Consider the following 12586-nt stretch of genomic DNA (forward strand, 5'->3'; position numbering starts at 1 on the left):
CAGCTTAATAGCCATGCAGATTTCCGAGATTGTACTTCACGCTGCCGTCACCCACCGTGGAGGACACCACGCACGGCAAGACCGTCGGTGGACTTCCCTTTCTCTGTCTGTGAGGAGTCGGTTGTGCTGCGTCTGCAGGGCGAGATGATCCGCGGAGGAACCAGCAAGTGCTGGATCTTCGACCACCGCGACGTGGTCGCCACGGGCGTGGATGTCGATGCCCTCCTGCTCGCCGCCTTCAACGCCGCCGACCCCCGTCAGATCGACGGCGTCGGCGGTGCTTCCTCCACCACCTCCAAGGCCGCTGTCGTACAGGCGTCGACCCAACCCGGTGTGGACGTCGAGTACGCCTTCGCACAGGTCGGCATCGGCGACGAACGCGTGGAGTGGGCCAGCAACTGCGGCAACTGCGCCACTGCCGTGGCCCTGTACGCCCTCCACCACGATCTCGTGCCGATCGCGTCGGACACCACCACCGTCCGCATGCTCAACGTCAACACCGGGGCCCGCCTCACCGGCACGATCCCCACCCCCGCGGGCGTGGCCCCGGAGGAGGGCACGGCCGTGGTGCCGGGTACCTCGGCCCGGGGCGTGCCGGTCCTGCTCGGGTTTCAGGACCCGGCGGGCTCGACGACGGGCCGCGCTCTGCCGACCGGCCGGGCACTGGACGAGCTGACCGGCCCGGACGGCCCCGTCGAGGCTTCCCTGGTGGACGCCGGCGCGCCGGCCGCGCTGTTCGAGGCCAAGGCGTTCGGCCTCGACGGCACGGAATCCCTCACCACGTTCGCCACCGCAGTGCCCGCGCTGACACTGCTGCGCCGCCAGGCAGCGCTGGCCATGGGCCTGGCCCGCGAGGGCGACCCGGTCAGCCACGCGGTGCCGAAAGTGGGGATCGTCGCGCGCCCCGATCCCTATCGCACCACACAGGGCACACTCGTCAACCAGGACGAGTACGACTTGGCCGTCCGCATGGTCTCCATGCACGCCCCACATCCGGCGATCGGCCTGACCTCCGCCGTGGCTCTGGCCACGGCCGCCGCCACCCCCGGCACCCTCGCCCACCGCGTCGCCCGGCAGACCGCCGACGGAACGCTGCGCCTGGGCACCCCCGCCGGCGTGATCACCACCCGAGCCGTCCCCGCACCGGACGGCGCGTCCCCCACGGTGCTGCTGCACCGCGCCGCCCGGCGTATCGCCCGAGCCGAACTCCTCGTTCCCGTCCTGGAAGGACGCCCCGTATGAGCCGCAACGACGCCGCCCCGGGTACCGTCACCGCACCACCTGGCCGTATCCGCCGGATGCTGTCCCACCTCTACATCCAGTGCCTGATCGGCGTCCTCCTCGGCGCCGCCGTGGGCGGGCTGTGGCCGTCCGTCGGCGCTGACCTGAAGCCGCTCGGCGACGGCTTCATCGCCCTGGTGAAGATGTTCATCGCGCCGATCATCTTCTGCACGGTCGTCCACGGCATCGCCTCCATGGGCAACGCCCGCGCGGTCGGCCGCGTCAGCCTGAAGGCTCTGGTCTACTTCGAGGTGCTGACCACCGTGGCCATGGTGATCGGCCTGGTCGTCGTCAACGTCGTCAAGCCGGGCAGCGGTCTGCACGTCGATGTCTCGACCCTGTCGGCCAAGGGCCTGCCGCCCGAGGCGACCACGGCCCACGAGGGCTTCGCCGAGTTCGTCCTCGCCATCATCCCGGCCACGCTGGTCAGCGCCCTGACCGGCAACGAGATCCTGCCGGTGCTGCTGGTGTCCGTGCTGTTCGGCTTCGGGCTGCACGCCAGCGGAGAGGCCGGCCTGGGCATCGCCCGGGGCATCGAGAGGTTCTCCACGGTCCTGTTCACGCTCATCCGCTGGATCATGCGGCTGGCCCCCATCGGCGCGTTCGGCTCGATGGCCTTCACCATCGGCAACTACGGCCTGGGCACCCTGCGCCACCTGGCCCTGCTGGTCGGCTCGTTCTGGCTGACCGCCCTCTTCTTCGTCCTGGTCGTCCTCGGGACCGTGATGCGCCTGAACGGACTGCGGTTGCTGCCCTTCCTGCGCTACATCAAGGAAGAGCTGCTGATCGTCCTGGGCACCTCCTCCACCGAGCCCGTCCTGCCGCGCATGATGGCCAAGCTCCAGCACGCGGGCGCCTCGAAACCCGTCGTCGGCATCACACTGCCCGCCGGGTACTCCTTCAACCTCGACGGCACCGCCATCTACCTGACCATGGGCTCGGTCTTCCTCGCCCAGGCCCTCGGCATCGACCTCAGCCTCACCCAGCAGCTGACCATGCTCGCCGTCATGCTGCTCACCTCCAAGGGCGCCGCAGGCGTCACCGGCTCCGGGTTCATCGCCCTGGCCGCCACGCTCAGCGCCGTCCCGCATGTCCCCGTCGCCGCCCTCGCGCTGATCTTCGGCATCGACCGGTTCATGTCCGAAGCCCGCGCCCTGACCAGCCTGGTCGGCAACGGTGTCGCCACCCTGGCCGTCGCCCGCTGGGAGGGCGAGCTCGACGAGGACCGCGCCAGGGCCGTCCTGCGCGGCGAGATCCCGTACGCCCCTGCCCCGGCTCCTGCTGCGGTGACAGCCGAGCCCGGTCCGAAGGAGGCGCCCACACCAACCCGTGACCCCGTCCCCGCCGCAAGGTGACATGGCCTGGGAGGGCCGGCCCGGAGCAGAGGCTCTAGGCCGGCCCTCCCGCGTCTCAACCCATACTCCTGTCCGTACGCTCCGGGCGGGGGATGCACCAGGTGGCCAAGCATGCGGAACCGGAACCTCGCGGGCGCGGCCCGCAGGGCCGAACAGGACATGGCCGCAGACAATTTGAGCCGGCAAGTCCAGGGGGCGCGCGATGAGCTCGAGGAGCTAGCTGTCGCCGACTGGGGCCGGCGCGGGCTGGCGACGGCGACAAGGCCACTCGACCCACGGAGATGCCCCACGGGCTGGGGCATTCGACTTCGCCCGGGCGGGTTCTTACGCCCACGGGAGTACGCGTGATGTCGACTCCCGGTGGATGATCCCGGTGCTGGACAGGGCGATGCTGTGGGGCAGGGCGAAGGGTGTTTGCCTGCTCGGCGTGTCCGCGTCGTCCGTGACCGTGCCGGCCGGCGGGGTTGCCGGCCTGAAACAGAATGGGAACTCGCGTGGATGCCGACTCTCTGGCCGGACGGACCGAACCCCCGCCGCCGGATTCCGACGCCGCGCAGCGCACGTCCGCGCCGCGCCGTGCGCGGCTCAGACGGTGGTTGAGGCGCATCGCGCTGGCCTGCACCGTTCTGCTCGCAGTCGTCACCACGGCCTCGTTGGCCTACAACGCCTTCACCGCACGACGGGCCGCGCCGCCAAGAGGGCTGCGATACGTTCAGGCGGCGGATGTCCGTACCCGTTACCAGACCTGGGGCACGACTGGTTCGCCTGTTGTCCTCGTTCATGGAGCCTTCGAGCAGGTGGACACCTGGGCACGACTGGCACCGCTCCTCGCGCGCGATCACCGGGTCTTCGCGCTGGACCTGACCGGAGACGGCTACAGCGAACGCCGCGGCCCGTACACCGTCAGCCACTTCACCCGGCAGCTGCTGGGCTTCCTCAGCGCCATGCACCTCGGTGGGCCGGGGGAGCGCCCCCTGCTGGTGGGCCATTCCAGCGGAGCGGCAGTCGTAGCGGAGGCGGCACTGCGCGCACCGGCGCGGATCGGCGGTGTGATGCTGCTCGACGGGGATGCCCTCAACACCGGCGCCGGTCCACCGTCAGCCCTCAAATACCTGCTGATCGATCCCTACCGCACCAGCCTGCTGCGCCTTGGCCTCGGCGCCGACTGGCTGATCCGCTCCTTCTACGACGCCCAGTGCGGACCGGCCTGCCCGCCTCTCAACGCCGCCGGACTGGAACAGTGGCGTCGGCCGCTGCGGGTGCCGGGCGCGGAGGCAGCTCTGTGGAGCATGCTCGGCGAGGGAGTGCCGGGCCTCCCCGCGAGCGAGGTGGCACAACTCGCGGCCGTCGGCATCCCCAAGTCGGTTGTGTTCGGTGCCGAGGACGACGTGTTCAGCAGACAGACCCCCCAGCAGACTGCCCGGCGCATCGGTGCGCCGCGCCCCACCCTCATCCCCAAAGCCCGCCACCTGACCATGATCTCCAGCCCCCATGAGGTCGCGGCAGCCGTGGAAGCCCTGGCAGGCGCGCACCCCGCTCTGCCACAACGAAGTGCCGGTACAGGGCAAGGTGGAAGTCCCCAGTGACACACGGTGCTTGGGCACCACACCGCCCCGCGTGGTCAGCCTCTCTCGGTCGCCTGGACGCTGTTAACGCGTCGCGCATGTCGAGGAATGGCCGCGATGCTGTCCGGTCCGGGCCGCGGGGAGCCCATGAGGCGGAGGTGGTCAGCCGGCCACTGCTCCTGCGATCAGTGCATCAAGCGCCGTGCGCAGCGCGGCCAGTTCAGCCGGGGTGGGATCGGTCGGTTCGTGCGGCATCAGGGCAGCGGGGTTCACCACGGGGACGGTGCCGTCCGGGCCAGGCGCAGCCGTGGCGCGGGCGAGGAACGCGCCGTTGTCGGGCGGCGGGGTGTTGAGGCCGTCGCCCAACCTCCGCAGTGCGGCCGTGAGCGGGGGCTGGGGGAAGGGGAAGTCCGCGGGAAGCAGCCCGGCCTGCTGGGTGTGGTCGTCGCCGCGGAAGTCCAGGACCCAGTTCTCCCAGCCCGGCAACGGCCAGTCGTGGATGCCGGCCGCATTCTGCACGGACCAGAGCGAGACGGTGCGGGCCTGCGGGTCGAAGTGGACGCCGCCGTGCGGCATGTCGGTGAGCGCAGGGGTGACCGGCGAAGCGACGAGCAGGTCGATCAGGCCGGGGCCGGCGGCGAGGTGCTCGATGGGCTCCCAGTCGCTGCCCCACGCGCGAACGCTTCCGTCGGGCAGGCGCAGGGAGGCGACGGAGCAGGGCTCGGTGTATTCGGTGGCCGCGAACCCGGACGGTTCGAAGGTCTCGAACCAGTCCGGCGCACGGGTCAGGTCTCTGCCGAGGCCCAGGTGGTGGGTCAGATCACCCATGCCGTCGTGCGCGAAGCGGACGTCCCAGCCGGGCCATGTCCGGGCCAGTACCGCCCGGGCGGCGATATGGTCGGCCCAACTGTCCGCGAAGGCGAACCACAACAGGATTCGGCGGTCGTGGTCGACCAGTGCGGCGCCCTCGCACCACACGTCGTCGAGCCATTCGTCGATCTCCCGATTGGCGCGGAAGCAGCGTGTCGCCGCGACCGGACCGGGCAGCAGATCGTCGACCACCCGGTTGGCGGCCCAGTGCGAGTAGTACCGCTGCCAGGCGCCGTTCTCGACCACCACGTACTGCGCTCGTGCTCCCATGATCAGCGAGGCTAGCGCCGCTTTCCGACAGGCGGCGAACGCTTTTCAGGCCACCGGCTCGGGTCGGCGCCTGCGGCAAGTTCTGCCACCGTGTGCTGGTCAAGCCGCCTCGCGTCAACCCCGCGTGATGGGCGACCGCCGTCGTCGTTGGTGCACTTCCCCGGCCCACCGGGCAGGGGCGGAGGGCGTCACCCGTTCGTGAGCTCTCCGCGTCGTCACGGCAAGGTCACCACAGACCCACCGGATCACCGTTCGCCGTATTGGCTCTGAGCGTCGAACACGAGCGCGCGCGACGGACCGCCCCCGCGCGGGTTACTGCCAATTCACCGGCTGCGGCAGCGGGCGGAGGCGTGTGCCCCCGCCCGCCGGTGGTCAGGGAGCGTCGATGCGGCCGTACTTCGGCACGGTCACCGTGCGGGCCCCCGGCGTGCCGCCGAGGACGACCTTGCGGTACGTGACGTTGTTGGCCGTGCTCTGCTCCTTGAGCCGGTTGTCGGGGTTGGCGATGACCTGGATGTAGTAGGTGCCGTTCGGCAGGTCCGAGACGTCGAAGGACTGACCGGGCCGGGACTGGCTGTAGGTGTCGCCGTTGCCGACGTCGAGCACCTCGCGCACTGAGACGGCGCTCTCCTCACCACAGGCGGTGGCGAGGTCGGTGTTGTACGGGTGCCAGTTGGCGTTCTTCACCGTGTAGTCGATGGCGTCGGTGTTGGCCAGGCAGAACGCCTCCTTGCCGCTGCGGACGATCTCCCTCTTGTCCGCACCGAGCAGCCGGTAGCTGGCGAAGTCGCTGAAGTGCCAGTGCTGGTGGCCGTCGCGCGGGTCCCACTCCATGGTGCCGGTGGGTGTGTACCCGACCTGCTTGCCCTTGGCGTCGTAGAAGTACTGGTACGCGTCCATCTTCTCCGCGCCGGGCTTGCGGAACCCGTCCACGACCAGCGGCGAGGGGCCGCCGTTCCATACGGTGGCGCTGAAGGCGAGGTAGTCCTTGCCGGCGACCACACCGGCTCCGCCCTCGTCCCCGTCGGTGATGGCGATGCCGTACGCGGGGAGGGCACGCAGGTCGGGTTTGGGCATGTCCGCGGGAACGGCCGCCCTGCCGACCGGGCGATTCGCGGCCGGCTTCAGGGCCTTCGACGCGTTCTTCTGCCCGTGCCTGACGCCGGCCAGGCCCTCGCCCCCGCCGGAGTTCTGGCGGACCGTCACCTTGACGGTCTGGGTTTTGTCCGCCATGCCGAACAGGTCGCGGTACTTCTTCGCCACCGACACCTTCGCGGTGTAGACGCCTGCCCTCAGGTCGACGACGTTGCCCCCGCGGAAGGCCGGGGACGTGGACGCCGCCCAGCCCTTCTCGACACCCCACACGCCACCGAGCGCGAACGGGTTGTCGGAGCAGCCTTCGGGGTACTTCGAGGTGGCCGGGGCGTCCGGCCGGATCCGGCCCGCCCGGGTGTTCGGGCAGAACGACTGCGTGGTGTCGGCCACCTTCGTGCCCGACGCGTCGCTGATGGTGACCTTCAGGAAGTCCGGCAGGCCCGAGAAGTCCTTCACCAGGCCCGTCGGCAGGGTCTTGGTCACCGTCCGTCCGCCGGAGTGGATCACCTGTGAGGCGACGACGGGGTCGTTGTAGGACTTGCGCGTCACCCGCATCTCGAGCGGTCCCCCGTCGACCGTGATGTAGGTGCCGAGGTCCAGGTAGACCCCCGGCTCGCCCTGGTAGCGGTCGACGGTCACCGAGGGGGTGGCGGCGATCAGTTGGAGCTTTGGCGTACCCGGCGCTGTCGCCGCTCCCGCACCGGGCGCGGCGAGGGTTCCGGCGGCGCCGACGGTGAGGGCGGCGGCGGCGATGATCGCCGAACGCCGTAAGGCGGTGGGGTTGTGTCTGGTCATGAGTGCTCTTTCTGCGTCTGGTCGGGACGAGTCGTGCACGTCTTGCAGGCATTGCAGGAGGTTCCTGTGTGCCATCTGTAAAAAGCGTGAAAAGACGATTCAGGTTGCCTGGTGAACGAAAGTCGCCCTGAATCAAGGCTCGTTGCCGCTGTCAGCTCGGTCATCGACGGCCTCCTCGGCCTGTCGGTCCTTGGTGCTCACCTTCAGCTCGCGGCTGATTTCGGAGACCCGCTCGTAGGACGACCAGCGGCAGCCGCACCGCGACGCCGACCGTGAACGGCATCGGCCCGCCGGACATTTCCGGCGGGCCGATGCCTCGTCATCCTTCGTGTGCCGTTGTGGTGGTGAGGTCCGTCCTTGTCAGGCCGACTGGCCCTGACCCGAGGCTGGGCGGACGACATACCCCGCCGAACCACCCATGATGCTTGATCCACTTTTGAACCACGCCCTGGTGCCGGACGCGACCTGGGTGAGTCGAAGGGACACGGATTCGTAGCCGTAGCCGTAGCCGTAGCCGTAGCCGTAGCCGCGGTCGCGGTCGCGTCGGACCTGGACCGCGTCGTAGTCGAAGTCCATCCGATGTCCGCAGGGGCCGACGCGTTCAGGGCGGCGCGCAGATGTTCCGCGGTGTTCTCGGAACTCGTTCGGCACGGAATGGTCGAGCCCTGGATCGGTTAACTCCAGCCCCAGACAACTTCCAGTCGATGCCCTGCGCAGGGCAGCGGCCGTCTGACGGCCCGACAGGCACTCCGCCAACTGCGGACCGACACGATCGCCGCCATGCGCGCCCGGCCTGGTGAGCTCGGTTCGGGACCGCGCGGCGCGATCAGTGGTGTCGGCTCGTAGGCTGCGGTCATGACCGAGATCAAGACCCCAACGCCCCGCGACGCCTTCGAGCTGCTGCTGGCCGGTAACCAGCGCTTCGTCGCCGCTGCCCCCGAGCACCCGAACCAGGACGCCGTCCGCCGCGCTGAGATCGCACCGTCCCAGCAGCCCTTCGCCGTGCTGTTCGGGTGCTCCGACTCCCGGCTGGCCGCCGAGATCATCTTCGATCGTGGCCTGGGCGACCTGTTCGTGGTGCGTACCGCGGGCCACGTCGTGGGTGCGGAGGTGCTGGGCAGCATCGAATACGGGGTGGACATCCTGGGCTGCCCGCTGGTGGTGGTGCTCGGTCACGATTCGTGCGGGGCGGTGGGCGCGGCGTGCGCCGCGCTGGAGGACGGCATGGCAGCGGCCGGATACGTCCGCGATGTCGTGGAGCGGGTGACCCCCAGCGTGCTGGCGGCGCGGGCCGCCGGGCGGGTGGAGCCGGAGGAGATCCTCGCCGAGCACATAAGGCACACCGTCGACCTGCTGCTGGACCGCTCCCGGGTGCTCGCCGAGAAGGTCACCGCCGGCCAGGCCGCCGTGGTGGGCCTGTGCTACCGCCTGGCCGACGGCAGCGCGCAGCTCGTCGCGGCCCGCGGATTGGATGCCGCGCTCCCCACTGCCTTCTGAGCCCGAGCCAGTTCCATTGATGACTGACGGGCTTGGTCAGGACCCTTCCTTCAGGGCTGGGCACAACCATGCCCCCTGGACGTCGACGTCGGTGCTGTTCACTCGGTGGTCCGGGGCCCGGCGGCGCGGCGGAGCCGGTTGGCGATCGCCAGTCCCAGCCCCTCCTCCACCGGCAAGGAGGCGACGATGAGGTCGCATCTGCGCTGGTCGAGTTCGCGAAGGAACCCGTACAGCCCGCGAGCGTAGGCGGCCATGGAGGCGGGGAGGGCTACCACGGCGTGGGCCTTCACCGGAGTTTCGGCGATGGAGGGTGGAAGGAAGACCCCGACCTGGTGCCCCAGCTCCTGCGCGAGCTCCGCTTCGGCGACGACCTTCTCGGGCTCGACGAGGACGACCCGGGCGCGCGGCGCGTAGTGGGACGGATGCTGGCCCGGCACCCGGACGCGGCTCGTCGAGTGGACTGCCGGCGGGCGCCCCAGCACCGCTTCGAGGTCCTCGCGGGTCACCCCGCCGGGCCGCAGGATGCTCGGCATCTCGCCGGTGGCGTCCACGATGGTCGACTCGACGCCGACCTCGCAGGGACCGCCGTCCAGCACGAAGTCGACGGCATCACCGAGCTCCGTACGGACGTGGCGCGCAGTGGTGGGGCTGACCTGGCCGAAGCGGTTGGCGGACGGGGCCGTGACACCGCCGCCGAAGGCTGACAGCAGCGCGAGTGCGACGGGGTGGTCGGGCACCCGCACGGCCACCGTTTCCAGGCCACCGGTTGCTTCGAGGGGCACCCGTGGACCGCGCCGCAGGACCAGCGTGAGGGGCCCCGGCCAGAAGTGTTCGGCCAGCAGACGGGCCGTCGCGGGCACGTCCTGGACCCAGTCGGCCAGGTGCTGCGCGCCGCCGACGTGGACGATCACCGGGTGTGAGGGCGGGCGCCCCTTGACCTGGAAGATGCGCGCGACGGCGGCGGGGTCTTCGGCGTTGGCGCCCAAGCCGTAGACGGTCTCGGTCGGGAAGGCCACGAGCCCTCCGGCGCGCAGCACACCGGCCGCCTTCTCGATGTCACGGGTTTTCGCCGTCACCACGGCAATCCTTTCACTGTTCGGATCCCCCACATTCCACGGTCGCGTCGGCGTACGACGATGCCCGGCCTCAGGGTAGGACCGACGGGGCCCCACCCGGTCGGCCGGGCTACGCCGGGCGTAGCGAGACACGAGCAGACCGGGAACGTGCCCATTACCCAACGACTCGGCGTCGTCGACGTTCCGAGCATCCGGACCTCCGACCCGTCGGGTGCCGCATCCGAGAACCTTTATGGCGCTGCGTCGGAAGGGGAAGGGCGTGTGCACGTGGCTCATCGGTGAGTTCAACGGCCGGGGTGAGACGGTGTGTTGGGGTCAAGGGCGGGGTTTTCGTGCGCGGTGATGGGCTGCGGGTCGAGAGGGTGGTGCGGGGTTGGGCGGGCTCGGAGGTGTTGCTGCTGGTGCCGGTGGAGACCGTCGGGTTGGACTCGTTCCGGCGGAAGCACGTGGAGGAGATGCTCTGGCGTGGACTGCTGCTGGGCGGCCGTGCCGTGCAGGCGATCACCTGGCTGCGCACCCATTCATTTCTGAGCTGTCGGCAGCTGTGCGTCGGCGGCTGCGGGTAAACCGGTGGTGTCTTGGCGACCGGGTCTCGTAGGTTGTGCCCTCGTGACTGATGACCCGAAGACGCGCCCGGATCCTTACGGCCTCGGCTGGGTGTTCAACGAGGTGGCGGAGCTCTACGACCGGGTCCGGCCGGGGTATCCGGACGAGTTGTTCGCGGACCTGGTCGCTATCACTGGCATGGATGAAAGGTCGTCTGTGCTGGAGGTGGGCTGCGGTAGTGGTCAGGCGACGCGATCGCTGGCAGCGCTGGGATGCTCGGTGACCGCCGTCGAGGCGGGCGCAGACATGGCCGCACTTGCTCGCCGCCGGGTCGCCTCCTTTCGCAATGTCGAGGTCGAGACGTCGAAGTTTGAGGAGTGGGACGACCGTGGCCGACGCTTCGATGCGCTTGTCGCTGCGTCGTCGTGGCACTGGGTCGACCCGTCGATTGGCTGGCAGCGGGCGCACGAGGTTGTCTCGCCTGGAGGCTGGATGGCGCTGCTGGGCCACGTCGTGGTCCGCAGGCCGGGAGAACCGGAGGTGTATGCCGAGAGCGCCGATCTGCACGAGCGGTTCAGCCCCGGGAACCCCGGTTGGAGTCATCCGCCGCTGGAGGACGACGTCCGCACCACTGACGAAGGTTGGGGCCTGGTCGAGGACCCCGGAGGGTTGTTCGGCCCGACGATGGTGCGCTGGTACCCAACCGTTCAGTGGTTCACCGGGGACGGATTCGCCGATCTCCTTCGCTCGACGTCGCTGTATCGCAGGCTCGACCCGGAAGTCCGTGAGCCCCTGCTGGACGCTGTCGCCGAGCGCATCCGCACGCGGATGGGGGACCGGGCACCACGGCGTTATCTGAGCGTTCTGCGCATCGGACGGCGTGCAGGGTGAGGCCAGGGAGCGACTCCTGAACTGCCGGCCGCGGCCGGGCGTGTCCCGTAACGGCGGGTAGTGGTGCCATGATCTTGCCGTGTCTGGTGTGATCACGGCGTGGGAACTGTCTTGGAGGGCCGTGTTCACTGGGCTGGGCCCACGGTGGTTCGGCACGTCGGCCACCGCGTTGCGGCGCGCAGGCGTGGCCCCCGACAGGTCTGCAGCGGCAGGTCGTGGTGCCTGCGGTTGCACGACTGGGTGTCGTCGAGGCAGTTGAAGATCTACGGGTAACCGCGCGGGGTCGCGCACGCGCGCGCCCGTATGAACACCTGAAGATCCACCGAGGCTGCCGCCTCAGGACGACGGTGTCTGCCGTGCTGTGCTCGTGGTCGCTCGTCTGCGCCACGTGGCCCTCGGCCGGTGGTCGGCAGGTAACGGCTGGGGTGGCTGGTGTGACGCAGGCTCGGAAGGCAGGCTGGTTACCACTCTTGTCTCAGCCGCGCCCAGGTATGGCTGTCCAGGCTGTCATGCGGGTCGAGGCGGGAGAGTTCGGTGCCGTCGCGTCCCACGGCGGCGATGACGGGACGGGCTGCGCGTCTGTTGTGGGGGGAAGTCCAAACAGCAATGAGCCTGCCCTGCGTGGGGTTCTCGATCCGGCGGCCACCGATCAGAACGTGCCCCACGTTCCGGCCGAGGCGCACTTTGACGAAATTGATCCACGGGGCCGTGGTGAGCGAGCGCGGACGGTCGATGCTGCGGGTGAGGCCGAGAACGCCCCCGCCGTGGTGAACGTCGAGCACCTCGACGTCGACAGGATCGTCTGCGGGGCTGCTGCTGCCTCCCACGTGGCGCCACTGTTCGCCGTGCCACTCCAGGAGCGCAACGTGTTCCCGTGCCCGCGGTGACTTCGGACGTGCCACGATCCAGATCGCCCCGACACCGGTGGTGGTGTCGACGTCGGCCGACACCACGGTCAGTACACGACGTGGCATCCACCAGGGCTGGGGCTCATCTCCAGCCGGCACCCGCCGCACCACGCCGCGCAGAAATGACTCCCACCGGGGGCCCGTCCGCAGGGCCTGTGCCCATGCCTGCATGCGCGTGCGATACCCGGCCCGCGACGGCATCAAGCGCCAGGCCGCTGAGGTAACGCGTCATAGCCGGCCCTGCGACCAGAAGATCATTGCGGGACACGCTCAGTCAGCAGCGGGTGAGGGCCTTCTCCTCCGCCGGGTGCCGGGGGTGTCTGGCCGAAGGATGGCATGTGAGGGCTGGCCGACCGCAGGGGAACGACAGGTCAGCTCGGCATCGAGGTGTGCGGATTGTCCTGGGTGGAGGTGGGGCGGTCGGCGACCACGTGTTG

The 12586-nt window shown here is 69.8% G+C and carries 11 protein-coding genes; 6 read left to right on the forward strand and 5 right to left on the reverse strand.

Features of this window, described 5'->3' with window-relative positions:
* The first annotated feature begins 123 nt into the window (after positions 1–123).
* The 3 genes from EDD92_RS46385 (at position 124) to EDD92_RS46395 (ending at position 4222) form a co-directional block, all read left to right on the forward strand.
* The gene (locus EDD92_RS46385) at positions 124–1242 is read left to right on the forward strand and encodes a PrpF domain-containing protein (protein ID WP_123969896.1); all 1119 of its coding nucleotides are present in this window, start codon (positions 124–126) and stop codon (positions 1240–1242) included.
* Positions 1239–2636: a C4-dicarboxylate transporter DctA gene (dctA, locus tag EDD92_RS46390; RefSeq protein ID WP_123969897.1), complete on the forward strand. Its 1398-nt coding sequence runs from the start codon at positions 1239–1241 to the stop codon at positions 2634–2636. Before EDD92_RS46385 ends, dctA begins: the two co-directional genes overlap by 4 nt.
* Before the next feature lie 494 nt (positions 2637–3130).
* The gene (locus EDD92_RS46395; RefSeq protein ID WP_221268216.1) at positions 3131–4222 is read left to right on the forward strand and encodes an alpha/beta fold hydrolase; all 1092 of its coding nucleotides are present in this window, start codon (positions 3131–3133) and stop codon (positions 4220–4222) included.
* 141 nt (positions 4223–4363) lie between these two features.
* On the opposite strand, the gene EDD92_RS46400 is transcribed toward EDD92_RS46395, so the two are convergent.
* The 3 genes from EDD92_RS46400 to EDD92_RS46410 all read right to left on the reverse strand — a co-directional run bounded on the left by EDD92_RS46400 (position 4364) and on the right by EDD92_RS46410 (position 7807).
* Entirely contained in the window at positions 4364–5341 is a 978-nt protein-coding gene (locus EDD92_RS46400) for a hypothetical protein (protein ID WP_123969899.1), read from the reverse strand.
* 372 nt (positions 5342–5713) lie between these two features.
* Positions 5714–7231: a lysyl oxidase family protein gene (locus tag EDD92_RS46405; protein WP_123969900.1), complete on the reverse strand. Its 1518-nt coding sequence runs from the start codon at positions 7229–7231 to the stop codon at positions 5714–5716.
* A 360-nt stretch (positions 7232–7591) separates the two neighbouring features.
* Positions 7592–7807, reverse strand: a complete 216-nt coding sequence (locus EDD92_RS46410) for a hypothetical protein (protein WP_123969901.1) — start codon at positions 7805–7807, stop codon at positions 7592–7594.
* 279 nt (positions 7808–8086) lie between these two features.
* Here EDD92_RS46410 and EDD92_RS46415 point away from each other — a divergent pair, with 279 nt between their 5' ends.
* On the forward strand, positions 8087–8728 hold the full coding sequence (locus EDD92_RS46415) for a carbonic anhydrase (RefSeq protein ID WP_123969902.1): 642 nt from the start codon (positions 8087–8089) through the stop codon (positions 8726–8728).
* Positions 8729–8826: 98 nt separating this feature from the next.
* Here the strand turns inward: EDD92_RS46415 and EDD92_RS46420 are convergent, their stop codons facing one another.
* Entirely contained in the window at positions 8827–9804 is a 978-nt protein-coding gene (locus EDD92_RS46420) for an L-threonylcarbamoyladenylate synthase (RefSeq protein ID WP_123969903.1), read from the reverse strand.
* A 332-nt stretch (positions 9805–10136) separates the two neighbouring features.
* On the opposite strand from EDD92_RS46420, the gene EDD92_RS46425 reads away from it, so the two are divergent.
* The gene (locus EDD92_RS46425; RefSeq protein WP_123969904.1) at positions 10137–10370 is read left to right on the forward strand and encodes a hypothetical protein; all 234 of its coding nucleotides are present in this window, start codon (positions 10137–10139) and stop codon (positions 10368–10370) included.
* A gap of 43 nt (positions 10371–10413) precedes the next feature.
* A complete protein-coding gene (locus tag EDD92_RS46430) occupies positions 10414–11241 on the forward strand; it encodes a bifunctional 2-polyprenyl-6-hydroxyphenol methylase/3-demethylubiquinol 3-O-methyltransferase UbiG (protein WP_260327213.1) in 828 nt (275 codons plus the stop codon).
* 461 nt (positions 11242–11702) lie between these two features.
* Here EDD92_RS46430 and EDD92_RS46440 read toward each other — a convergent pair whose 3' ends face one another.
* Positions 11703–12191, reverse strand: coding sequence for a hypothetical protein (locus EDD92_RS46440; protein WP_260327214.1), 489 nt, complete (start codon positions 12189–12191; stop codon positions 11703–11705).
* Positions 12192–12586: the final 395 nt, after the last annotated feature.

The sequence above is a fragment of the Streptomyces sp. TLI_185 genome, assembly GCF_003814765.1.
Classification (GTDB): Bacteria; Actinomycetota; Actinomycetes; order Streptomycetales; family Streptomycetaceae; genus Streptomyces.